This window comes from Candidatus Nitrosopumilus sp., from assembly GCF_040878665.1.
GTDB lineage: Archaea > Thermoproteota > Nitrososphaeria > Nitrososphaerales > Nitrosopumilaceae > Nitrosopumilus.
Genome location: NZ_JBBDLU010000006.1, coordinates 107,192 through 131,122 on the forward strand (window position 1 = coordinate 107,192; position 23,931 = coordinate 131,122).

At 34.5% G+C, this 23,931-nt stretch carries 21 protein-coding genes; 14 read left to right on the forward strand and 7 right to left on the reverse strand.

Features of this window, described 5'->3' with window-relative positions:
* Positions 1–22: 22 nt before the first annotated feature.
* Both larB and WDZ98_RS05250 read right to left on the reverse strand, forming a co-directional pair.
* Complete coding sequence (gene larB, locus WDZ98_RS05245) at positions 23–805, reverse strand: nickel pincer cofactor biosynthesis protein LarB (RefSeq protein WP_368059269.1); 783 nt, start codon at positions 803–805, stop codon at positions 23–25.
* 32 nt (positions 806–837) lie between these two features.
* Positions 838–1,752, reverse strand: coding sequence for a malate dehydrogenase (locus WDZ98_RS05250; RefSeq protein ID WP_368059267.1), 915 nt, complete (start codon positions 1,750–1,752; stop codon positions 838–840).
* Positions 1,753–1,841: 89 nt separating this feature from the next.
* On the opposite strand from WDZ98_RS05250, the gene larC reads away from it, so the two are divergent.
* From larC to WDZ98_RS05265, 3 genes are read left to right on the forward strand one after another with little or no spacing between them, the layout of a single operon-like run.
* Positions 1,842–3,077, forward strand: a complete 1,236-nt coding sequence (gene larC, locus WDZ98_RS05255; protein ID WP_368059265.1) for a nickel pincer cofactor biosynthesis protein LarC — start codon at positions 1,842–1,844, stop codon at positions 3,075–3,077.
* Entirely contained in the window at positions 3,064–3,861 is a 798-nt protein-coding gene (gene larE / locus WDZ98_RS05260; RefSeq protein ID WP_368059263.1) for an ATP-dependent sacrificial sulfur transferase LarE, read from the forward strand. The genes larC and larE overlap by 14 nt, the downstream gene beginning before the upstream one ends.
* Complete coding sequence (locus WDZ98_RS05265) at positions 3,858–5,024, forward strand: cysteine desulfurase family protein (protein WP_368059261.1); 1,167 nt, start codon at positions 3,858–3,860, stop codon at positions 5,022–5,024. Before larE ends, WDZ98_RS05265 begins: the two co-directional genes overlap by 4 nt.
* Here the strand turns inward: WDZ98_RS05265 and WDZ98_RS05270 are convergent.
* The 4 genes from WDZ98_RS05270 to WDZ98_RS05285 form a co-directional block, all read right to left on the reverse strand.
* Positions 5,021–5,833, reverse strand: a complete 813-nt coding sequence (locus tag WDZ98_RS05270; RefSeq protein ID WP_368060934.1) for a PEFG-CTERM sorting domain-containing protein — start codon at positions 5,831–5,833, stop codon at positions 5,021–5,023. The two genes, WDZ98_RS05265 and WDZ98_RS05270, sit on opposite strands and share 4 nt — an antisense overlap.
* Before the next feature lie 70 nt (positions 5,834–5,903).
* Positions 5,904–6,710: a PEFG-CTERM sorting domain-containing protein gene (locus tag WDZ98_RS05275; RefSeq protein ID WP_368060949.1), complete on the reverse strand. Its 807-nt coding sequence runs from the start codon at positions 6,708–6,710 to the stop codon at positions 5,904–5,906.
* Between the two features lie 122 nt (positions 6,711–6,832).
* Positions 6,833–7,690 carry a PEFG-CTERM sorting domain-containing protein gene (locus tag WDZ98_RS05280; protein WP_368059255.1) on the reverse strand — a complete coding sequence of 286 codons (858 nt, stop codon included), beginning with the start codon at positions 7,688–7,690 and terminating at the stop codon, positions 6,833–6,835.
* A 123-nt stretch (positions 7,691–7,813) separates the two neighbouring features.
* Complete coding sequence (locus tag WDZ98_RS05285; RefSeq protein WP_368059253.1) at positions 7,814–8,653, reverse strand: PEFG-CTERM sorting domain-containing protein; 840 nt, start codon at positions 8,651–8,653, stop codon at positions 7,814–7,816.
* Positions 8,654–8,832: 179 nt separating this feature from the next.
* Here WDZ98_RS05285 and WDZ98_RS05290 point away from each other — a divergent pair, with 179 nt between their 5' ends.
* From WDZ98_RS05290 to WDZ98_RS05305, 4 genes are read left to right on the forward strand one after another with little or no spacing between them, the layout of a single operon-like run.
* Complete coding sequence (locus WDZ98_RS05290; RefSeq protein ID WP_368059251.1) at positions 8,833–9,084, forward strand: DNA-directed RNA polymerase subunit H; 252 nt, start codon at positions 8,833–8,835, stop codon at positions 9,082–9,084.
* A complete protein-coding gene (locus WDZ98_RS05295) occupies positions 9,085–12,432 on the forward strand; it encodes a DNA-directed RNA polymerase subunit B (protein WP_368059249.1) in 3,348 nt (1,115 codons plus the stop codon). It abuts the gene before it with no gap.
* A 1-nt stretch (position 12,433) separates the two neighbouring features.
* Positions 12,434–16,225, forward strand: coding sequence for a DNA-directed RNA polymerase subunit A' (locus WDZ98_RS05300; RefSeq protein ID WP_368059247.1), 3,792 nt, complete (start codon positions 12,434–12,436; stop codon positions 16,223–16,225).
* Between the two features lie 42 nt (positions 16,226–16,267).
* Positions 16,268–17,530, forward strand: a complete 1,263-nt coding sequence (locus WDZ98_RS05305; RefSeq protein ID WP_368059245.1) for a hypothetical protein — start codon at positions 16,268–16,270, stop codon at positions 17,528–17,530.
* A gap of 254 nt (positions 17,531–17,784) precedes the next feature.
* Here the strand turns inward: WDZ98_RS05305 and WDZ98_RS05310 are convergent, their stop codons facing one another.
* Positions 17,785–18,528, reverse strand: coding sequence for a hypothetical protein (locus WDZ98_RS05310; protein ID WP_368059243.1), 744 nt, complete (start codon positions 18,526–18,528; stop codon positions 17,785–17,787).
* A gap of 402 nt (positions 18,529–18,930) precedes the next feature.
* Here WDZ98_RS05310 and WDZ98_RS05315 point away from each other — a divergent pair, with 402 nt between their 5' ends.
* The 7 genes from WDZ98_RS05315 (at position 18,931) to WDZ98_RS05345 (ending at position 23,760) form a co-directional block, all read left to right on the forward strand.
* Complete coding sequence (locus WDZ98_RS05315; protein WP_368059241.1) at positions 18,931–19,116, forward strand: hypothetical protein; 186 nt, start codon at positions 18,931–18,933, stop codon at positions 19,114–19,116.
* Complete coding sequence (locus tag WDZ98_RS05320; protein WP_368059239.1) at positions 19,109–19,717, forward strand: HNH endonuclease signature motif containing protein; 609 nt, start codon at positions 19,109–19,111, stop codon at positions 19,715–19,717. Before WDZ98_RS05315 ends, WDZ98_RS05320 begins: the two co-directional genes overlap by 8 nt.
* Positions 19,717–20,322, forward strand: a complete 606-nt coding sequence (locus WDZ98_RS05325) for a hypothetical protein (protein WP_368059237.1) — start codon at positions 19,717–19,719, stop codon at positions 20,320–20,322. The genes WDZ98_RS05320 and WDZ98_RS05325 overlap by 1 nt, the downstream gene beginning before the upstream one ends.
* Positions 20,319–20,861 carry a hypothetical protein gene (locus WDZ98_RS05330; protein WP_368059235.1) on the forward strand — a complete coding sequence of 181 codons (543 nt, stop codon included), beginning with the start codon at positions 20,319–20,321 and terminating at the stop codon, positions 20,859–20,861. The genes WDZ98_RS05325 and WDZ98_RS05330 overlap by 4 nt, the downstream gene beginning before the upstream one ends.
* 154 nt (positions 20,862–21,015) lie before the next feature.
* Complete coding sequence (locus WDZ98_RS05335) at positions 21,016–21,249, forward strand: hypothetical protein (RefSeq protein ID WP_368059233.1); 234 nt, start codon at positions 21,016–21,018, stop codon at positions 21,247–21,249.
* A gap of 349 nt (positions 21,250–21,598) precedes the next feature.
* A complete protein-coding gene (locus tag WDZ98_RS05340; RefSeq protein ID WP_368059231.1) occupies positions 21,599–22,144 on the forward strand; it encodes a hypothetical protein in 546 nt (181 codons plus the stop codon).
* 230 nt (positions 22,145–22,374) lie between these two features.
* A complete protein-coding gene (locus WDZ98_RS05345) occupies positions 22,375–23,760 on the forward strand; it encodes a CFI-box-CTERM domain-containing protein (protein WP_368059229.1) in 1,386 nt (461 codons plus the stop codon).
* Positions 23,761–23,931 lie beyond the last annotated feature (171 nt).

Below are 23,931 nucleotides of genomic sequence, written 5' to 3' on the forward strand. Positions count from 1 at the left end.
GAGGATACATTATTTGTATATTCTAATTAGAAATGTTTTTCCTATTTGCTCTGTTTGCAATGTTTGCTGCTATTCCTCCAGCTGCTATTCCATTATCTATATTCACAACTGATAAACCCAAAGAACAACTTTGAAGCATTGATGCAAGAGCTGCAATGCCCTTTTCTCCATATCCGTATCCTACTGATGTGGGTATTCCTATGATTGGTATGTCTACCAATGTGGATACTAGAGTAGCTAATGCGCCTTCCATCCCTGCTGCTACAATAATACAATCCACGTCTTCATTTATCATTTCTTTCAAAACTGGAAATATTCTCTGAATGCCTGCAACTCCTACATCATATCTTGTTATGCATTTACAATTCATTGCTTCACACATCAATCTGGACTCTTCAGCCACTCCTATGTCTGATGTGCCAGCAGTAATTATTCCAACTTTTCCACCATGAAATTTTATTGGTTTTTTAAATAACAACAGCGATGATGAATTTTTTCCAGTTCTAATTTTCACTTTTAGTTTCTTTGCAAATGATAATATTTTTGGATAATCTTCTTTTTTTATTCTTGATATGATGACAGAATTTGTTTTTTCAAGAATTTTTTTTAAGATTTTTTTATTTTCGTCTAATTCTTTTGTTTCTGCAAAGATTACTTCTGGAATTCCTCTTCGTTTCCTTCGATTAATATCAATTTTAGCAAATCCTTCTATCTCTTCAATCGAATATAATGACAAAAGTTTTTTTGCATTATTTATCGAAGTTTTTCCTGCTTTTAATGACTCTAATATCTCATGAATTTCCATGATGCCCTTGTTCCACTGGTCTACAAAAAGGCTTAGATTTCAATACCTGAGATGGCACCTTTCACACTTTCAACTGCCTTTTCAAATACTTGTCTTTCTGCATCATTTAGATCCAATTCAATAATTTTCTCTACTCCCTTCCTTCCAATTATTGCAGGAACTCCTATTGAAACATTTGAGTGTCCATACTCTCCATCAAGATATGTTGCCACTGGTATGACTTGTTTTCTATCTCTTACAACTGATTCAACAATTGCAGAAATTGCATTTCCTGGAGCATGTACTGTTGCTCCCTTTAATTCAATTACTTTAGCTGCAACTTGTTTTGTATTTTGAACCAACTCATCTAATTTTTCTTTTGGAAGAAAAGATGACAATGGAATTCCTGATACTGATGAAAATCTTGGTAATGGTAGCATATTTTCTCCATGTTCGCCAATGACTAGTGCTCGTATAGAATCTCGTGAATGACCAGTTGCTTCATGAATGAATTGCCTGAATCTTGATAAATCTAACATTCCTCCCATTCCAAACACTCTACTTCTGTCAAACCCTGATACTTTGTAAGTGATGTAAGCCATTGGATCAAGTGGATTTGTAACTGGAATTATCATTGAATTATCTGCATATTTTTTAATATTCTCAACAACACTTTTCACGATTGACGCATTAATTTTTAAAAGATCCATTCTTGTCATTCCTGGTTTTCGTCCAGATCCTGCAACTACTACCACTACATTTGATCCTTTCATATCTGCAAAATCATTTGATCCTTTTACTTCTACATCTATTCCTTGTTCTGATAACATGTGATTGATATCCATTGCTTCTCCTTGTGGAAGTCCTTCTGCTACATCTAATAACAAAATCTGGTCATCTAATCGTTTTAATGCAGAGAATAATGCTGCATCTCCACCCACCTTACCAGAACCAATTATTGTAATCATGAAAAACGAGGTTAATTTTCAATAATTAAATCTAATGAAATTCATCAGGTATTAGTCGAATTTATAAGTATTTTTGATAATTTTCAATTATGGTCGTTATAATTGATCCACAGATTGCTGGAATCTCTGGAGATATGCTTCTTTGTTCTTTGGTAGATTTAGGAGCTGATCAAAACAAGATAATTAATGGTATTAAAGAATCAGAAAAATTCTTTTCAAATTCAACCATCAAAAAAATCGCTTTTGAAAAAATTCAAAAACATGGAGTTCAAGCTTTTCAACTAATTTTAGAAATTGATGAGAATTTTCATGAAAAAAAAGGCTCTGAGATAAAAAAAGCAATTACTGACTCTGTATCTAGAATTGGATTGTCTGAAAAAGCAAAATCTTTTGCAGAATCTTGTATTAACACGTTGATATCTTCCGAGTCTAAAATTCATGGAATTCCAGAAGAGTCTGTTCATTTTCATGAAGCCTCTAGTATTGATACTTTAGTTGATATTGTTGGGATAGCTATTGCTTTGGAGGATTTAGGTTTGTTTGATGAAACGATTGTATGTCTACCTGTTTCAGTAGGTGGAGGTTCTGTAACATTCTCGCATGGTACAATGTCTAATCCTGCAAGTGCAATTCTTGAGATTTTTAAAAATTCAAACTTGATTATCAAAGGAAATGATACAAATGAAGAACTTACCACTCCTACTGGTGCATGTATTTTGGTAAATTTGACCCATCAATCTGTTCAGTTTTACCCTTCTATCAAAGTTAATTCAATTGGTTATGGTGCTGGACAAAAAGATTTTCAAACTTTTTCTAATGTCTTGAAAATTATTCGAGGAACTGAAAATTATTTCAAAACTGATTCAGTCAAGATACTTGAAACAAATGTAGATGATGTTTCAGGTGAAATATTGGGAAATCTTATTGAGAAAATAATGGAAAAAGGCGCTTTGGATGTTTCTATCTATAACGGAATAACAAAAAAAGGTAGACCTACACATCTTGTATCTGTTATTTGCACTGATGCAAATATTGATAAAATCACTGACACTCTAGTACTAGAAACTGGAACATTAGGGATTAGAATTTCTACTTCTGATAGGTTTATTGTTCCTAGATCAATTCATAGTATTAATGTCACTTTGAATGGTGATTCATTTCAAGTACATTACAAAAAATTTGTTTTTAAAGATAAAATAAATTTTAAAATAGAATTTGATGATCTAAAAACAATATCAAACATAATTAATAAATCAATTAAAGAAACAGATCTTTTATTACGAAAAGAGATTGAAAAATTGGAGAATAAAGATGACAAATCTTGATGAATTAATATGTTGGTTTGAAAATAAAAATAAGGTCTTTGTTGCACTTTCTGGTGGTGTTGATAGTGCCCTTGTCGCATATGCTGCATTTCAAAAACTAGGAAATTCTGCTATTGCTGTTACTGCTGACTACAAAACTTTGTCCGAAGAAGAACTTTACACATCAAAAAAAATCTGCTCTGAAATAGGTATTCAACAACTTTTTTTGGATTATAGTGAACTTGAAAATGAAGAATTTGTTAAAAATGATTCAAATCGATGTTTCCATTGTAGGATGGAATTAGGAGAACATCTGATAGCTCTGGCAAAAGATCATAGTGTTGAGATTATTGTTGATGGTACCAATCTTGATGATTTAGGTGATTACAGGCCTGGAATTGAAGCATTAAAACAAAATGGAATTAGAAGTCCGCTTGTAGAGACTCATTTCTCAAAATCTAAAATCAGAGAGACCGCCAAAATGATAGGATTATCTGTATTTGATAAACCATCAAATTCCTGTCTTGCATCTAGAATTCCATGGGGACAACGAGTTACTGCTGAAAAACTAACTAGAATAGAATTTGGAGAAACTATTGTAAAACAAATTACTAATGTAAAACAAGTCAGAGTTCGTGATCTTAACGGTTCTGCAAAAATTGAAGTTGAAAAAAACATGATATCTGTATTTGATGAAATTATATTCAAACAAATAACTGAAAAATTAAAGATGATTGGATTTACTTCAGTTGAAATTGATCAAGAAGGTTACAAACCAGGAAAAATCAATGTGATTGCAGATTGATCTATTTGGATAATGCAGCTTCTACACAAATACATGAAGAAGTTCTAAATTCAATGTTACCCTATCTTAAAGAACAATATGGGAATCCTTCATCGATCCATAGATATGGTAGATTGGCTCATAAAGCTGTTGAAAAAGCTAGAAAACAAATCGCATTACTAATCAACGCAGATCCTTCTGAAATTTTAATCACTTCTGGAGGTACAGAGTCAAACAATACAGTGTTGAATGGAATCAAAATAAAAAATAATTCTAAAATCATTACATCTTCAATTGAACATGATGCAATTTTAGAACCCTGTAAAAAATTATCTAAAAATGGTATTAATGTGGATTATTTACATGTGGATAAATTTGGTTCTATAATTCCATCAGAATTAAAAAATCATCTGTCTGAAAATACTTGTCTGGTTTCAATCATGTATGCAAATAATGAGGTTGGAACTATTCAGAGAATTTCTGAAATCGCTAAAATATGTAATGAGGAAAAAATCCCACTCCACACTGATGCTGTTCAGGCAGTAGGTAAAATTCCTATTGATGTTAAAGAATTAGGTATAGATTTTCTCTCAATTTCTTCACACAAACTTTATGGTCCTAAAGGAATTGGTGCATTATACATTAAAAATGGCTTAGAAATTGATCCTGTAATTTTAGGTGGTGGTCAAGAATCTGGCTTGCGTTCTGGTACTGAAAATGTTGCCAATATTGTTGGGTTTGGTAAGGCGTGTGAACTTGCTAAAAATAATCTAACTGAAAATATAACTTACATGAAAAAACTCCGAGATCTTCTTATTGAAAAAGTACTGAACGAAATACCAGAAGTGACTTTGAATGGTGATCCTCAATTAAGATTACCCAATAATGCTCATTTTACATTTCTTGGTGTAAATGGTGAGGATCTAATAATCAAACTTGATGAATATGGTATTGCAGCTTCTACAGGTTCTGCATGTTCTGTTAATACTCAGAGGGCTTCACATGTCTTACAAGCTATGGGTTTTTCACATGAACAAATCACTGGTTCTTTAAGACTAACTGTGGGAATTTTCAATAACGAACATGAAATCAATCAAACAGTAAATTCTCTAAAAAAAATAGTTGAAGAATTAAGATCATTTTCTCCATTCAAAGAAAAATATTCCTTTGTTTCTAAAATTTAGATGTTAATTTGAAATTTATTTCTTGCAACTAACACTGTAACCATGATTCCTACAATTAAAATCATCATTGTAATTGCGCCAAATTCAGGAATAACATACGTGCCAATAATTTCAATATCTGAATCCCCCCGTTCAAAATTAATTGTGATTGTTCTGGATTCTGTATATCCACTACCTGATTCGTCATAATCAACTTCTATTGCATCAATTAGAATTATGAATTTGTCATCTTTACCATCTTGTTTCTCTGCTCCTATGAATTCTCTTGGTAATTCTAATGTAATTACTCCTTCATCTGTTGATTCAATTTGAACTATTAATGCAAAAATCTCTTCATCTATTAGCATGTCCTTAACAGTGCCTCCTTTGATGGTATACTTTACATCAAACGTACCGCTACTCCCTGCATCTACATCAAAATTTTCTGTAGTTAGGATCACTGCTGATTTTGGAGAATAACTAAATTCTGCTTCTGCAATGTTTCCATCACCATATGATGCTCTAACTGTGTAATTTCCAGATTTTTTCCATAATGGTCCTTCTGCAATCACTGTATGAGAATAACTTCCATCTTGTGCTACAATAACTTGTGCAATATCTATTAGATTACCTTCCGAAAAAAGTTGTAATGTAATTGGTGTATTGCCTACAACAATAGATACATTTCCTGAAATTACAATTGTATCTCCTTCATCGTAATTATTATCGTCTGTTTGCACACTAACTTCTAGAGTTTGTGCCACTGCATTTACTGTTCCAGTAGATATTGCTAATAATACTATGATGCCATAAAATATCCTAAAATCCACAAACTTTTCAATGCGCATTTGTATATTTCCTTTACTATTAAAAAATGAAAAAATGAAAAAGTTGTGTGATTTAATATCTTGGCATAATGCTAAGTCTTGATTTTGCAGATACTGCAATTATTGATATAATTGCTACTGCTAGAATCATGGCTGCGATTGCACCAAATTCTGGAATCACATAGGTACCAATTATTTCAATTTTTTCAGCGCCTGCTGGGAACATGACTGTCACTTTGTTTGCGACAATTTCTTTATCATCCCATTCTTCACCGTCGACTAATACCATAAAGATACCGTCTATGATTGTTTTTGATGGAGTTATTGTTAGTTGTCCATCTTCTTTAGCGTTGATGCTAATGACAATTGAATTATCATTAGTATTGATAGTTGCACCAGTTACCGTTCCACCTGAAATGCTAAATGGTACACAATTATCACCTATGGTGATTTCATTTGTACTGCACATTTTACTTGGCGTTTCCCCTGTTACAACTCCACCACTTAGTTCAACTTGGACACTGTTACTTTTTTCAGTACTGCCATAGTTTACTCTAATGGTGTAGGTACCATCGTATTTCCACATTCCACCTGCTGTGTTTAACGTTGTCTTGAAACTACCATCATCTGCTACATTGACTTGATCAATTGTAACAATGGAGTTTAAAGGACTCACAACAGTTATTGTAATTGGGAATCCAGAAGTATTTGCTACTTGGCCTTCTACCATAATCTTGTCATTATGACCATAATCTGTTTTATCTGTCCAAACAGATACTGGGATGTCTTTAAGCAACATTTGCCTTGCTGCCTCTTTGGCATCCTCTGTGGTACATCCAACACATGCTTGTGGAAGATCTGCGGCATATGCTGATGACACGGTTAAGGTACCGACTGCAGTCAAAAGGGCTAGTAGCGCGAACGACGTACGGTTGTTCATCTTGTAGCGAATTACATACGTCTCTATTTATGTATATTTAAAAATAGAAAAAAGTTGTGAATTTAGTATCTTGGCATAATGCTAAGTCTTGATTTTGCAGATACTGCAATTATTGATATAATTGCTACTGCTAGAATCATGGCTGCGATTGCACCAAATTCTGGTACTACAACTCCGTCTTTGATATCTATTCCAGTCGAAGCAGTGTATTTTGGATCGTCAAATTGTTGAGCAGTCACAGTGTATAAACCGTCTTGTTTCCATAATGATCCTCCTACAATGATATTTGCAGCGAATTCTCCATCAAGCATTGGCGATATTTGAGCTACTTTTACCACATTTCCATTTGGTGCTATAACTTTTAATGTGATATCTTGACTCACTCTATCAGTTTTTCCGGTAACCTCAAACATTGTAGAACCTGCCTCTGCAATTATTGCATCGAGCATAAGTCCTGCATCTGTTGCAGCATTGTTTGTATTTTGTATAAAGATTCCTGATTCTAAATTAGATTCAGATACAGAAGTTCTTTCAGTCAAACCGTTTGTTACTCCAACAAGAACTTTTAGTGTGTATAATGAATTATTTCCTATACCTTGCATTGCAGTAATTTGATAAAGCCCATTCTCAGTCCATGTTGGTCCGACTTTGAATTCTTTTACAAAATTACCATTATCTGGTGTAAGTTGACCAACAGTCACTACTTTTCCACTTGGGGATGTTACTTTCAATGTAACATCTGTGAGACTGGAAACTGTTTTACCTGTAAGGGTAATTGTGTCTGAGCCTTTATCAGCTGTGGCTGTGATCATCATTCCTTGACTTTGAGCAAAAGCATCTTGTTGAATTGAGGTCATTGAAACTAATGACAGTGCCATTAGGGCTATTGCCATTGATGTCGTAGAACGTTTAAAATTCATCCTATTCTCAACCAACATTATTGCTATTTATGTATATTTAAAAATGGTTCTGTGTAATCTATGGGGTTTGATTTAAGATCTGAGATCTAATACACTTACTTAAAAATAGAAAAAAGATGAAATTTAGTATCTTGGTATAATACTAAGTTTTGATTTTGCAGATACTGCAATTATTGATATAATTGCTACTGCTAGAATCATGGCTGCGATTGCACCAAATTCTGGGACTACAAAGGTACCAATTATTTCAATTTCTTCAGTTCCAGCAGGGAATTCTATGGTGATTGTTCTGTCTGTTGCTGTAGTTATTTCATCAAAGTCTGCAGCTTCTTCTTGGTCAATTAAGACGAAGACTTCAACATCAACACCATCCTCTACTGAATCGAATACAGTTCTAGGAATTGTTAGGGTTAACACACCATCCTCAGTAGCGTCAATAGAAATGATTAGTGATTTTGCATCAAAATCAGGTATGATATTTAGTAATTTTCCACCTGTTATTGAATAACCTATCAGATCTTTGGCTCCTTCTACTAGTACTGTTTTATCCGTTACATTAGACAACCCGCCTTTTGGTGGAGTCACTGTTGATCCACTAAAGTCAAATGATGTTGTCGCTGAACGGTTTTCTGTTCCATATTGAACTGTAATTGTGTATGATCCTTCTGATTTCATTAATCCGCCACCAGCTGTAAACTCAGTACTGAATTTTTTATCAGCACTAACTGTAACTTGTGCAATTGATACCAAGTTTCCATTAGGAGCCTTGACAATCACACTTACTGGGGTTTGTGAATACAGATCTCTCACTGTTCCTGATACTGTGACAACCTCTCCTTCTGAATAGGATGATTTGTCTGTAGTAACAACAATTGAGCTTTGTATTTGTCCAAATACGGGTGTAGCACCAATACTTGCAATTAAAATTGCAGATAAGGCAAACACCATTAGATGAGCTTTCATCATTTCTACGCCTGAATTTATACTATTTAAGGTTGTGAAAAAAATTATTGACAAAATAGAAAAAAGACAGCTTTTTGGCAAATTTCAAATTACATATATATTAACCCGAGCGTGAATTTTTGACAGTTTGTGTGTATTATTTTCTATTACATTTAATGTTCGACATGGAGTAATTGTAAATGGCAACTAAGAAAAATCAAGTTCTAGTACCTGATCATGTATATGTTCCACCACATGAGATTATTACTAAACAAGAAGCTGAAGAAGTTTTAAAAAAATATAATTGTAGACCCACAGAGTTACCGCTAATCTTTGTTAATGATCCTGCAATTATGGGACTGGGTGTAAAACCCGGAGATATGATAAAGATCACCCGAGTAAGTCCAACTGCTGGTGAAAGCCTCTATTACAGATATGTGGTGGAAGTCTAAATGGCAGATCCTTCAACTAAGCGTTGGCCAGTAATTCAAGATATTTTAAAACGTGAAGGTATTGCACGTCAACATCTAAATTCTTTTGATGAATTTTTAGAAAGAGGACTTCAAAGTATCATTAATGAAGTCGGACAAATTGATATTGAAAATGCAGAATATCCTTACAAAATCCAATTAGGTAAAGTTAAACTTCAGCAACCTAGAATGATGGAACTTGATGGTTCAATCACTCATATCACTCCAGCTGAAGCACGATTAAGAAATGTTTCTTACTCTGCACCTGTTATGATGGAGGCAAGTGTTGTAGAAGATGGAAAAATCTTAGAGTCTAGATTTGTACATATTGGAGATGTTCCAGTAATGGCAAAATCTAATGCTTGTATATTGCATAATTTCTCTACTCAAAAATTAATTGAGCATGGTGAAGATCCAAATGATCCTGGTGGTTATTTTATCATAAATGGTTCAGAGAGAGTTATCGTAGGATTAGAGGATCTCTCTTACAACAAAATAATTGTTGATAGAGAAACTGTTGGTGGCAACATTGTTTTCAAAGCTAAAGTGTATTCTTCAATTGTTGGTTATCGAGCAAAACTAGAACTTGTTATGAAAAGTGATGGATTGATTGTTGCCAGAATTCCTGGATCTCCAGTTGATATTCCAGTTGTCACATTAATGAGAGCTCTTGGATTAGAATCTGATAGAGAAATTGCTTCTGTGGTTTCACTAGTTGATGAAATTCAAGATGAATTAGAAGGCTCCTTTGAAAAAGCAGGTGATGTACCAACATCTAAAGATGCTATTGTCTATATCAGTAAAAGAATTGCCCCTGGAATGTTAGAGGAATTCCAAATAAAACGTGCTGAAACTCTGCTTGATTGGGGGTTGTTACCTCATTTGGGTAAACATCCTGAAAATAGAAAAGAAAAAGCACAATTCTTGGGTGAGGCAGCTTGTAAGCTATTAGAGCTAAAACTTGGCTGGATCACTCCTGACGATAAAGATCATTATGGAAATAAAGTAATCAAATTTGCAGGACAAATGTTAGCAGATCTGTTTAGAACTGCATTTAGAAATTTGGTAAGAGACATGAAATATCAATTAGAAAGATCAGGCCAAAAACGTGGAATTAATGCAGTTGCTGCAGCAATTCGTCCCGGAATAATTACTGACAAACTAAACAATGCTATTGCAACCGGAAACTGGGGTAGAGGACGTGTTGGTGTTACACAATTACTTGATAGGACCAACTATCTTTCAACAATTAGTCATCTTCGAAGAATTCAATCTCCACTTAGTAGGACACAACCAAACTTTGAGGCAAGAGATTTACACTCAACACACTTTGGAAGAATTTGTCCTAGTGAGACTCCTGAAGGATCAAATTGTGGTTTGGTAAAAAACTTGGCACTATCTGGAATTATTTCAGTTAATGTTCCATCTGAAGAGATTGTGGAAAAACTCTATGATCTTGGAACGGTTCATTTTTTTGATGCAAAAGAAGATTTGAAAAAAGATGGAACTAGAATATTTGTAGATGGCCGTCTTATTGGATATTACAAAGATGGTGCAGAATTAGCTGACTCTCTTAGAGAACTTAGAAGAAATTCTAAGATTCACCCACATGTTGGAATATCATTCCACAAATCTGAAATTGAAGGTTCAACAAAAAGACTGTACGTTAATTGTAATGCAGGAAGAGTCTTACGACCATTAATTATTATTAAAGATAACAAACCCCTACTAACTGCGGAATTACTAGATAAAATTTCTAAAAAATTACTCTCTTGGACTGATCTCTTGAGAATGGGTGTTTTAGAAATGATTGATGCAAATGAAGAAGAAAATTGCTATGTTACTTTGGATGAAAAAGATTCAAAGAAACACACTCACTTGGAAGTATTCCCACCAGCCATTCTAGGTGCAGGTGCTTCAATAATTCCTTATCCTGAACACAATCAATCTCCAAGAAATACTTATGAATCTGCAATGGCAAAACAGAGTTTAGGATTTTCTACACCTATGATGAATACCAGTACTTATGTTAGACAACACTTTATGCTATATCCACAAGTTCCAATTGTTAATACAAAAGCAATGAAACTTTTAGGATTAGAAGATAGACCTGCAGGTCAGAACTGTATTGTTGCAGTATTACCATTTGATGGTTATAACATTGAAGATGCTATTGTGTTAAGTAAAGCATCAGTTGACAGAGGACTGGGTAGAACATTTTTCTATAGAATTTATGATGCTGAAGCAAAACAATATCCAGGCGGAATGCGTGATACTTTTGAAATTCCTAATGCTGAAGACAACATCAGAGGTTACAAAGGAGAGCGCGCATATAGATTACTAGAAGATGATGGAGTAGTTGCATCTGAAGCTCCAGTTAAAGGTGGAGATATTCTAATCGGAAAAACTAGCCCTCCTAGATTTATGGAAGAGTATAGAGAATTCGAATCATCTGGTCCATACAGACGAGATACTTCTATTGGTGTGAGACCTTCTGAAACTGGAGTTATTGATACTGTAGTTATGACTCAATCTAACGAAGGTGGAAAAATGTATAAAATTAGAGCAAGAGATATGAGAGTTCCTGAAATTGGTGATAAATTTGCATCAAGACATGGACAAAAAGGTGTATTGGGAATTTTAGCTAAAGCAGAAGACTTGCCATACACTGCAAATGGAATGTCCCCTGATGTTTTGATTAATCCTCATGCATTCCCTTCAAGAATGACTGTTGGTATGATGATGGAATCTATCTGTGGTAAAGCTGCAGCATTCCGTGGAACAAGATTTGATGGCTCTGCATTTGTTGGAGAAAAAATGGATGAAGTTAAAGAAGTGATGGATGCACATGATTTCAAATATTCTGGTAAAGAAATAATGTATGATGGAAGAACTGGAAAATCATTCCCAGTTGAAGTTTTCATTGGCGTTGTATATTATCAAAAACTACATCACATGGTTGCAGATAAAATTCATGCAAGAGCACGTGGACAAGTTCAGATGTTGACTAAACAACCAACTGAAGGAAGAGCAAGAGGTGGTGGATTAAGATTTGGTGAAATGGAGAGGGACTGTTTAATTGCTTATGGTGCTTCTATGATTCTAAAAGATAGATTATTAGATGAATCTGACAAGTCTGATATCTTTGTATGTGAAAGATGTGGATTAGTTGCATATCATGATGTTAAACAAAGAAAATATGTTTGCAGAGTTTGTGGTGATAAAGCTAAAGTTTCATCCGTGTCTGTAGCATATGCGTTCAAGTTACTCTTACAAGAAATGCAGAGTCTTAATGTTGCACCTCGTTTGTTAATCAAGGAGAAAATCTGATATGTCTGTTCAAGCAATTAAAGCAATTGATGGAATTCGATTTTCAGTATGGTCTCCAACTGAAATTAGGAAATACTCTGTAGCTGAAATAACTGCTCCTGAAACATATGATGAAGATGGAATGCCAGTTCAAGGAGGTCTCATGGATGGCAGACTTGGCACACTTGAACCCGGACAGAAATGTCTTACCTGTGGAAATACTGCAGCAAGATGTCCTGGACATTTTGGACACATTGAACTTGCAGAACCAATTTTACATATTGCATTTATTGATAATATTTACAAATTGTTACAATCTACATGTCGTTCTTGTGGTAGACTCAAAGTACCTCAAGAAGATCTAGATGCATTCCAAAAAATTAAAGATAAACATGCTGCTTACACTGTAATTTCACAAAAACGTATACCTGAAAAAATCATCGAAAAAGCTAAAAAAGCTAAAGAATGCCCTCACTGTGGAAAAACACAATATGAGTTAGTATTTACAAAACCAACTATTTTTGTAGAGAAAACAGAAATCGGCGAACATAGACTATTGCCAATTACAATTAGAGAACGTTTTTCACAAATTATTGATTCTGATTTACAATTATTATCATATGATCCTGGTACTGCAAGACCTGAATGGTTCATTCTGCAAGCATTACCTGTCCCACCTGTAACTGTGAGACCATCAATTATACTTGAAACTGGTATTAGATCCGAAGATGATTTAACTCACAAAATGGTAGATATCATTAGGGTTAATCAACGACTAAAAGAAAGTAAAGAAGCTGGAACTCCTCCATTAATTGTTCAAGATTTAGTTGACTTGTTACAATATCATTCTACAACATATTTTGACAATGAGGTTTCTGGAATTCCACAAGCTCATCATCGTTCTGGACGTCCTCTCAAAACATTAACTCAGAGATTAAAAGGAAAAGAAGGAAGATTTAGAGGTTCATTGTCTGGAAAGAGAGTAGATTTTTCCAGTAGAACTGTAATCTCACCAGATCCTAATTTGGATTTATCTGAAGTAGGAGTACCTGAACAGGTTGCAATGAAATTGACCATTCCTGAAATTGTTACTGAATGGAATATTGATAGAATGAGAAAACTGGTAATTAACGGACCTGAAAAATTCCCAGGTGTCAACTACATCGTCAGACCTGATGGTGTAAAGATTAGATTAGATTTTGTAGAAGACCGTTCTGTAATAGCTGAAACACTTGAGATTGGATATTTAATTGAAAGACATCTTGCAGATGGAGACATTGTTATGTTTAACAGACAACCATCCCTTCACCAAATGTCTATCATGGCTCATTATGTGAGAGTACTTCCTGGTAAAACTTTCAGATTGCATCCTTCTGTTTGTCCACCATACAATGCAGATTTTGATGGTGATGAAATGAACTTACACGTTCCTCAAAGTGAGGAGGCTAGAGCTGAAGCAATTCTTTTAATGCGAGTTCAAGATCAATTAATCTCACCAAGATATGGCGGTCCAATCATTGGAGCATTAAGAGACTTTGTAACTGGTGCATATCTTCTTACTAAAGACGACACAACTCTATCTGTCCAAGAATTTTCTAATTTTGCAATGCTTGGTGGTTATTCTGATCCACTTCCAAAACCTGCTACTAAAACAAAAGATGGTCCTGCATATACTGGAAAACAATTATTCTCATTATTTCTACCAAAAGATTTCAACTATGTTCTTACATCAAAATGGTCTAAAGGAACAAACGGTCCACAAAAGGACGTTGTAATTAAAAATGGTGAACTAATCAGCGGTGTCATTGATAAAACATCTATTGGTGCAGAAGAACCAGAAAGTGTCTTACACAGAATTACTAAAGATTACGGTAATGCTGTTGGCAAAAACTTCTTGAATTCTATTCTGATTATGGTTAAACAATTCATCACTCATTATGGTTTCAGTTATGGTTATGGTGATCTTGAAGTACCAGAAAAAAATGTACAACAAATTCTCGATGATATTCAGGAAACATATGATATTGTATCTGATTTAACTGATCAATACAAGAAAGGAACCCTCAAACTAACAAGAGGTATGAAAGCTGAAGAAGCTTTAGAAGCATACATTGTCAATGAATTAGGTAAAGCAAGAGAAAAGGCAGGAGCTACTGCAAATGATTCTTTAGATAATAATAACGCTGGAAAAATTATGGCTACTACTGGTGCTAGAGGTTCAGCACTCAACGTGGGTCAGATGGCAGGTGCATTGGGTCAACAATCAAGACGAGGAAATAGAATGAATGATGGTTATAGTAATCGCGCATTAACACATTTTCAAGAACATGATAGTAACCCTGATGCACATGGTTTCGTAAAATCCAATTACAGAACAGGTCTATCTGCTTTAGAATTTTTCTTCCATGCTATGGGTGGTCGTGAAGGATTAGTCGATACTGCAGTTAGAACCCAACAAAGTGGTTACATGCAACGTAGATTGATTAACGCATTAGAACACATTAGATTAGAATATGATGGAACCGTTAGAGATCCACATGGTCATATCGTTCAATTCCTCTATGGTGAAGATGGAATTGATGTACAAAAGAGTGATCATGGCGAAGCATTTAATCCAAGTAGACTAGCTGAATCTCAAACCATCATTGATTCTGGTAAGAAGGCAACCAAAGAAGAGATAGAAGTTCTTACTAAAAAATACACTAAGACATTTAATCCAAGATTGACATCACTCGTAACTGATGCATTAGAAAAATCTAATCTAAGTAAAGATGGTGTTGAAGCTGTATGTAAAAAAGGATTACTGCTTTACAATAAAGCAAAAGTAGAACCTGGTCAAGCAGTTGGCATCATCACTGCTCAATCAATTGGGGAACCAGGAACTCAGATGACTTTGAGAACTTTCCACTTTGCAGGAATTAAAGAACGAAACGTTACATTGGGTTTGCCAAGATTAATTGAATTAGTAGATGCGAGAAAGAAACCTGTTACTCCAACTATGGATATCTATCTTGATAATGAATCAAAGAAATCACGAGAAAAAGCAATTGAAATTGCAAGAAATGTATTGCAAACTAAAGTTAGTGCTCTGATTGCTAATAGTGAAACAGATTACTCTACAAATATTAAATTAATTTTGAGTCCAAATAGACTAAAAGAAAGAGGTTGCTCAATTGCAGAAGTAGAAGCAGCACTTTCATCAAATAAAAAATTCAAACTAGAAGTAACAGGAGAACTAATTACATTAAATCTTGCTGAGGAATCTGATACTGCAACTGCAATTGCAATTAGAAACAAAGTTCTCAATACCACTGTTAAAGGAGTTCCAGATATAGAACGAGTTACACTAGTTCAAAAAGATGATGAATGGGTTATCCAAACAACAGGTTCTAACATTGCCAAAGTACTTGAAGTAAAGGGAATTGATAAAAGAAATGTTAGAACAAACAATGTCTTTGAAATTGCAGGTACTTTAGGTATAGAAGCCGCAAGAAATTCATTGATTGACGAACTAAATCATACTTTGGGAGATCAAGGATTAGAAGTTGATAATAGATACATCATGTTGGTATCTGACCTGATGTGCTCTAGAGGATACATGCAACAAATTGGTAGACATGGAATTGCTGGAACAAAAGATAGTGTTCTAGCAAGAGCCGCATTCGAAATTACCGTACCAACAATTGCACATGCTGCACTTGCTGGTGAGATTGAACAGTTGAAAGGTATCACTGAAAATGTTATTGTTGGTAGTAACATTCCAATTGGAAGTGGTACTGTTGACTTGTACATGCAAGTCTCCAAAAAGAAGTGACTTGTACGATAGTTTTTATACCTGAAAATCGTATTTTCCTTCGTGTTTAAGGCAAATCCAGAAATCCAAAAGAAAGTAGATGAAATCCGCAAGGATCCAGACACTGTTGACTGGATTGCAACCATAAATTCTGAGAGTGCTAAAATTAATTATGAAAAACATCTGGCAGAGTATCTCATTTACAGAAAACTAACAATTCCAAAATTGGTTGCCAGTTTTAAAAAAGATGAAAACAAGGAAATCAAAAACGTACAGTCTTTTACAAACCACATGCTAAAGCGACTAGCTGGAGGTACTGTTGCAAACTATGTATCTGCAATTAAAAGCAGAATGCAATATGATGGTATTCCTTTTACCCGAAATGTAAAGATTCCAAACAGAACATATCATCCAACTGTTGAAAATGAAGTAATCCCAACAAAGGATCAAATCATTTCATTTCTAAGAAATGGAAAACATGCAACTCAGGTGATTATATCTCTTATTGCTTTTACAGGATTTAGATTTAACGTAATTGCAGATTTGAGGATAAAGGATTTTCCCGAAATGCAAATAACTGAAAACAATGAGGTGGTCTTTGAAAAAATACCAACTAGGGTTAAAGTTAGAAAGGAACTAAGCAAAAATGGCAAAGCATACCAATCCTTTCTAATTGAAACAGGTTGCATGATATTGAAAAATTCGCTAGAAATCAGAATGACAAAAGGCGAAAAACTAGATTCAGAAAGCTTACTTGTTCCAACTGAATGTGAAAATACCACTGTAAGACAAAGGGCAAAAGCAATATCTAGAAGACTAAACACGGTATTTGAAAAAGTAGAGTATGGTTCAAGACCATATTCTTTAAAGAATTTCTTTGCAACTGCATTGCTTAATTCTGGTTTGGAACAAAACCTGCAAACATTTTACATGGGTCATACTGGTCCAGTTCAGAATGTGTACAGTCTTCAAAGACAACAACCAACAGAGCAAGTTGAAAAAATGAGAACTCTCTTCAAAGAAAAAATTCAGCCCAACCTAATCCCTCAAGAAAACAATGTTGATGCAACTGTAAGAAATGAGTTTAAGAAATTTGCAAAGGCGATGGGGGTTGAAGTTTCTGAGGATGCAAACTCTGATGAGACGATAGAGGAGATTGCCCTTTTGTACAAATCCGCATTACACGATATTTCTAGTCGTGAAAAGAAGCCTAAAATCAGCCAAAAACGAATAACTGAAGCCGAACTTGATTCTCATCTGAATGATGGTTGGGAATTACATTCAACATTACCTAGTGGTGACATTGTAGTAAAACTATCTGCTTAATTATGAAATCGCCCTTCTGATATTTTTTCGATATTTATTTCTGAATCTTTTTGTTTTCTCTTTGCTGTAGATATTCTAAAAAATGTGTTCTTGATGTGATATTTGAATTAATGATTTCGAACAAAGTCATTTTGCTAGATCTTTTTCTTGTTTTATTATCATAATTTATTGAATTGATTTTTCTGATTAATCCATAAAAGATCAAGAAAATAAGCAGTTCCATTTTCAATGGAAAAAGAGAACAAACAGAATAACTAAGAGATTTGCTTTATGGTTTCATTTAATTCCCTATTAACTTTTGTCTGAAACTTCCTCTTATTTTTGATCCATTCATCATACTGCTTTCCTATAGAATTTGTTTTAGAAAATATTCTCTTTTGTAATCTTTCATTATTACTCAATAAACGAAATTGAATAGTATAATACCAATAAGAAATTTCATCTCTATACAGTTCATCTTTTGTTACAAATCCATTTTGATATAACTCATCCAAAGACTCTGTCACAAACTTATCTTGAGGACTTTTGTAAACAGTTGCTTCAACATGTTTCTTGGATGAATATAGAAAATCTGTATTTACTAACATATCCCCCTCTTCTAGAATAGTTCCATACAAATCTCCATTGGCTAATAATTCAAGTGCATCTATCTCTCCTGATCTGTTTTCGTCATCTACACTACCAAGAATTTTTTCCAAATCATCCCAATTTTCAAAAATAAGTGGTAGATAATCTTTATAATTTTTTTTAATATGTTTAATTATCGCAGATTTTTGCAACTTATCATTATCTCTATCTTCAAAAACAGAAAAAATATGCATCGCATAAAAAACCCCAAATAATGTTAAACGAAATTTACTGTCAAGTTTACTTGGCTTTGAAATAGCACCAATTCTAACGATTTTTCTATTAATCAGTCCCTCTATTTTCTTCTTTTTATCCCCTTGAATTACTGTACGGCACATGCCATCCAAAGATTTTCTTCTTTTTTTACTCAACGTTCCATGATGTGAAACAATTTCTGAAATTGAGCATGAACCATGTTCGCATAGAATGCTGAGAATGTTCAAAAGATGTTTCTGATTGGGTTTACTCCATGACACATGTGAAAAATTGGCCAATTTTATTCGCTCATTGTTTATTGGAAGTCTATAATCATGATCCATTTTGTACATGATGTATCTATAATGATCCAGAAATAGCAATATACACTAATGATGTATAATGTATAATAACTTTCTTAGTTCTCTTAATTATATGAAATCTCAAATTTCCCTGAGTTTGGATGACGATCTTGTTCAAACTATAGAAAAATTAAGACATGGTGATCTTCCGCGGTCACTAGTTTATGCCAGGTTATTGAAAACAGCGATTCCGCTATATAAGGAGGAGGTGTAACAATGAACGTCCCAGAAATTGTCGAGAAAATTAACGATTTATACCACACCCTGAAAAATACTAATGATCCTTCAGACATCGCCAATAAAATCAATTCTGTTTTGATTTTTGGTGATAATGTTTCTACTGATCTACTACGTGCTGCTTGGAATCAGTTTGCGCATCAAAGAGGTATCAAAAATGGATAACGCTGACTCTGCTTCTGTGTCATGTCCAAACCCCAGAGTAATTATGAACATTCAGTTATCTGATAAACTTAAACGAGATTATCTTCCTGATATTGTTTTTAATGATGGATTTGTCTGTCTTTATTGTGAGATTTCTCTAGTGGGAATAAAATATGTATATGAACATCTAGATGACGATCCTACCAACAATATAAGAGAAAATATTGCATTGTCATGTCAGTCATGCAACAACAAAAAACCTTCCAGTACAACAATGAAACAGATTGCACTAACCAAGAAAGCAGAGAATGAAAAGAGGAACTATACGCGCGGGAGAGCGAGAGAGGTTGCTTCTCCTTCTCTCAAGCCTGAGCTTGACATTAATCAGACCAATTTTGATATTGCTTCTCAGTATCTTTCTGAAGTTGTTGCTACAGATGGTTGTATCGAGTTCAAAACTGCTTTGGATTCCATAACCATGCGCTGCAAGACTCAGACTGGAACTGGTAGCCAGACTGCTGTTCGTCGCTATCTTGATGCTCTGGTATCATCCGAGGGAAAATTCATGGTTGTTCAAAACTCTGAAAAGCGACGGGTAATTGTTCTGAGGGAGGGAAATTGATGAGTACAATAGAATCAGATGGGGCTATCGATGAAAACGAGGCCAATCTATGCCAATCTATGCCAGATAAATCCCAAAAATCTGGTCCATGGACTAAACATGATAAAGAAGCAAGAAGAAATGAGGTCTATAGGTTACATTTCGACTATGATTTCTCTGCCCGTAGGATTTCTGATCTGATGAAAGTCAACCGTAATACTGTCAACAGAGATCTGCGTTTCTGGTATTCTGAAATTTTGGATAGCAGTAGAATTCTCGAACCAGAACTAATAGTAGAAGTTAACCTTGAAAGATTGAAAATTCAGTATGCTAGACTGAGAGAATCTCTTGATAAAACAGATTCTGAGGAGATCAAAAATAAAATTGAACGATTGATGCTTGATGTTGTCTCTAAGATCAATTACACCGTTCAAAGAAGGGCAGAATCCCACGTGAGAATAAAGAATATGGTTGTAGAAGACATCAATAAATGGATGGAAGAAAACAGAAAAGACACACGCTATATGACTCTCTTTGATAAATTCAAGTTGTCATCAAATGCTCGCAAAAAAATTGAAAAAATAATGGAAGATGATGCAAAGAAAGGAGACCCCGATTTTAATTGACATATTCTCTAGTTGCTAGTCTCGCATTTGATTTGGCGTTGGCAATACACCGCAAAGTATCAGAAGAAATCCCTAGCGTTGTGCAACGGACCCGTGCAAATCTTTGTGAGGATATAACAGAGTACAGTCTGAGCTACGCAGTTTCCGAGGACCGTGATCCTTTCTGCGTTCTGTGCATATCCGTATCCCAGTTCGAACCGCCGGAATTGTTTTTTGAGGTTGATGTTGACTACGAATCCCACTGCATCGAAGATCAGCACAAGCCAAGAACCTACGACGCATGGATAACTGATTATGCGGACAAATGGCCTGTCATGACAAACGGGTTTGTAGATTATTTAGGTACTGATGAAAACGAAAAAATTCATCTTGACAAACACACAGCAAAGCAGCGTTTGAATGTAAGGTACCATGTGACGGGTAATGCAGTTGGCGAGATAGACGGTTACCGCGATATCTGTGGATTTGATGAAGTTGCAAACACTGTATGTCCCTACATAAAATCATTGTATGATCTTTTTAACGATTCATCCAGATGAGAAAAAATTATCTTTTGATCTTGGTGATGCGTTTTTTATGGCATTACATCATTTGAAGACAAGTGAGTGGTATTGGGTGAGTGGGTGATAGATGAGGATCTATTAAAATTAAGAATATGATGTGCTTTTAAAGAAATTTTGTAACATACAACAAATGATAACAAACAAAACTTTTGAAGAATTATCCGAGGATGAGATCAGATATGTTCTCTCTCTAAGATGCGTCGATGTAAAGGACTATCTTCTTAAAATTCATGGAAAAACATGTTTCGATGGATTTATCAAAAGATTTGTAAACTGCAGAACTCAGAATTTAACTCCTGCCAAAGTAACAGCACAGAATGAAGCATTTCAACAGTATCTTACCTCTCGAAGTGCAGGATTTTAAAAAATACAAAAAATATCAAAGAATTAGACGATTTTGAAGTGGAGGATGATTCAAAAGAGTTGCAACTGCAGAAAAACTGGTATCGTATGCAGGGCTTGTACCATCTCACATAGTGGAGAACTGCCAAAAGGAGAGGAATCACATTACAATTTACCCAGAGATGATTTGATTATCAAAATACGATAATGTCGAGGGGTTAACAAGGGTTAATGATTTTACAATAAAATGACTAATTTTATGTAAGATTAAACAATCTTAACCCCAAAAATTGTAATTTTTTTAACTTTATATTGAGCATTGTGAGTAGCTATATCATGCAAGATCAAAAACTGGGGGGGACTGATTTCAAATGACATATTCTCTAGTTGCTAGTCTCGCATTTGATTTGATCTTGGCAATTAATGATAAAATAGTTAGAGAAATTCCAAATGTCACGTACTGGGCTGATGTAGAAGATGTATCAGCAAACAGTGTAGAGTGCAGTATATCTTACAGCCTACCTGAACACGGTGCATTTTGCACATTGGATATCTCAGTCACTCAAGATAATCCAGACGAAGTATATTTTGGTGTACATGCCGAGTTAAACGAATTTGATTTTGAAGAATCTGACTTGCATGTAATTAATATCGAAGATTCTATGTTGGAACTCTATCCGTTAAGACCAATCATGACCCAAGGGATAACTCGTTATTTTGAAAGTGATGAGAATGGAGAATATAGTCCAAGCAGATCTGTTGCAAAACGTACTTTCACTGTAAAATTTATGGCATTGTCAAAATCCATCAAAACACAAGACAACATCACCAATTACAGATTTGATGAAATGTCTGAAAGGGTATTTCCTTACATCAAATCATTGTATGATGTTTTTAAAATTATTCATCCAAACTAAAAATTAGGAAGTATTTTATCCAAAGCTTATCTGGAAAAGTGATTCACTCTTTTTCTTTCAGTTGAGATAACCCGTATTCCAGCCCGTGAGATCTGTTGGCAAACTTTTTTGTTTTGATCTTCTGATCAAGCCACTTTACAAGATCTGAATCAAGCGTGATACTCAACTTTACCTTTGACAAAGACATGACAAAGTAAGATGCAGTAGCATTTAACAAGGAGTGAGATAATATGCTTCTTAGTAGGATGATGATGACATTTGTTTTGTTATTTGCTTTACTTTTAACTATCCCAATTTTTGCTGAAGCACAAATTGACCTCCGAACTGAAACATTGGTTGTTAAATTATACCACGAACCTATTGATCCAAATATCAAAACCAAGATAACCGTAAATTTTATCAATCCTCAAACACAAAAAGTTCAAGAGCATATTGATTATACCATTTCAGTTTCAAAAGATGGAGAAACTGTCTTTGGACCAATTCCTCTAACACACACATCCACAGGTTCTGTAACAATACCAATCGAGTTTAATCGCGATGACGGAGTATATTCTCTGGATGTGGATGTGACAGGAATTTTATTCCAACCCATTTCTACAGAAACATTTTCGTTTGACATTGTAGTGGGTAAAACTTTCAACTCAACAGAAAAATCTAATTCATCCCAATCAAAAGAATTTGAAATAACTTCTGAATCACCAATTTTTCCTAGATTTCTTCCACTACCAGAACTAAGCCCAGAGGAGAAAGCAGAAGAAATAGTGAAATCGTACTATTCATATTCTTTCGGCTATCTAGCACTAAACAATACCGATTCACAACGATTATCTGATGTATTTGATGCCTATGTACCTAAGGTAGCCGAAAAAATCCCTAAAGAGGCATTCATCAATTCTGTATATCTTGCATCTGATGAATTAGATATGCTTGACCGTATACTTGACAGTGCTGGACTTAGAGAGGAATTTTATGCAGATTATGTTGGGGTATGGAAAGATATTGCTAACAACAAGTTAGAATTGTTGGATTCTTTTGAAACAAAAAAGAAAAAAGAAATAGATGAATTAGAAATAGGTAACACACTAAAGGAAAGTTATATTTCTAGAATTACTCAAATAACTAAAATTCAAAAAAATGATTTTGCAAGTCAGGTGGCAAAAACCATTGAACCTTTTGAAGAAAAATCAAATTCAAACGTTATCCAAAATAAAATACAAGATGAAATTTTGGATCAATCAAAAGGAGGTGGCTGCCTAATTGCCACTGCAACATATGGTAGTGAGCTAGCGCCACAGGTACAACAACTACGAGAACTAAGAGACAATCAATTACTTCAAACAGAATCCGGAACTAATTTTATGGAATCCTTTAACCACGTTTACTATTCATTTAGTCCAACTATGGCAGACTGGGAAAGAGAAAATCCAGTATTCAAAGAGGCAGTCAAGATCACACTTGTTCCATTACTCACATCCCTTTCAGTTCTAAACAATGTGAATATGGATTCAGAAAGTACGGTATTGGGATATGGAATTAGTTTGATTCTGCTAAATGTGGGAATGTATTTTGTTGCACCATTTGTTGTGATTCGTACAATTAGAAAAAAACTCTAAATCCTCAAGTTATTACAAAATAGCCAATGCATGATCTAATGATTTCACAACTTTGCAGGATCTTGAAATTCTTCTCTTAACTGTACTTCCAAAACAATAACGTTTCACAGTCAGATGAGCAATTTGAGTGCGAGATTCCTTCAGATTAAACTTTTTAAACAAAAAAGCGGT

Excerpts from the sequence above, each read along its gene's own strand:
- larB (WP_368059269.1), bottom strand. The coding sequence starts at position 805 with ATGGAAATTCATGAGATATTAGAGTCATTAAAAGCAGGAAAAACTTCG.
- WDZ98_RS05250 (WP_368059267.1), bottom strand. The coding sequence starts at position 1,752 with ATGATTACAATAATTGGTTCTGGTAAGGTGGGTGGAGATGCAGCATTA.
- larC (WP_368059265.1), top strand. The coding sequence starts at position 1,842 with ATGGTCGTTATAATTGATCCACAGATTGCTGGAATCTCTGGAGATATG.
- larE (WP_368059263.1), top strand. The coding sequence starts at position 3,064 with ATGACAAATCTTGATGAATTAATATGTTGGTTTGAAAATAAAAATAAG.
- WDZ98_RS05280 (WP_368059255.1), bottom strand. The coding sequence starts at position 7,690 with ATGAATTTTAAACGTTCTACGACATCAATGGCAATAGCCCTAATGGCA.
- WDZ98_RS05285 (WP_368059253.1), bottom strand. The coding sequence starts at position 8,653 with ATGAAAGCTCATCTAATGGTGTTTGCCTTATCTGCAATTTTAATTGCA.
- WDZ98_RS05290 (WP_368059251.1), top strand. The coding sequence starts at position 8,833 with ATGGCAACTAAGAAAAATCAAGTTCTAGTACCTGATCATGTATATGTT.
- WDZ98_RS05295 (WP_368059249.1), top strand. The coding sequence starts at position 9,085 with ATGGCAGATCCTTCAACTAAGCGTTGGCCAGTAATTCAAGATATTTTA.
- WDZ98_RS05300 (WP_368059247.1), top strand. The coding sequence starts at position 12,434 with ATGTCTGTTCAAGCAATTAAAGCAATTGATGGAATTCGATTTTCAGTA.
- WDZ98_RS05315 (WP_368059241.1), top strand. The coding sequence starts at position 18,931 with ATGAACGTCCCAGAAATTGTCGAGAAAATTAACGATTTATACCACACC.
- WDZ98_RS05320 (WP_368059239.1), top strand. The coding sequence starts at position 19,109 with ATGGATAACGCTGACTCTGCTTCTGTGTCATGTCCAAACCCCAGAGTA.
- WDZ98_RS05325 (WP_368059237.1), top strand. The coding sequence starts at position 19,717 with ATGAGTACAATAGAATCAGATGGGGCTATCGATGAAAACGAGGCCAAT.
- WDZ98_RS05335 (WP_368059233.1), top strand. The coding sequence starts at position 21,016 with ATGATAACAAACAAAACTTTTGAAGAATTATCCGAGGATGAGATCAGA.
- WDZ98_RS05340 (WP_368059231.1), top strand. The coding sequence starts at position 21,599 with ATGACATATTCTCTAGTTGCTAGTCTCGCATTTGATTTGATCTTGGCA.
- WDZ98_RS05345 (WP_368059229.1), top strand. The coding sequence starts at position 22,375 with ATGCTTCTTAGTAGGATGATGATGACATTTGTTTTGTTATTTGCTTTA.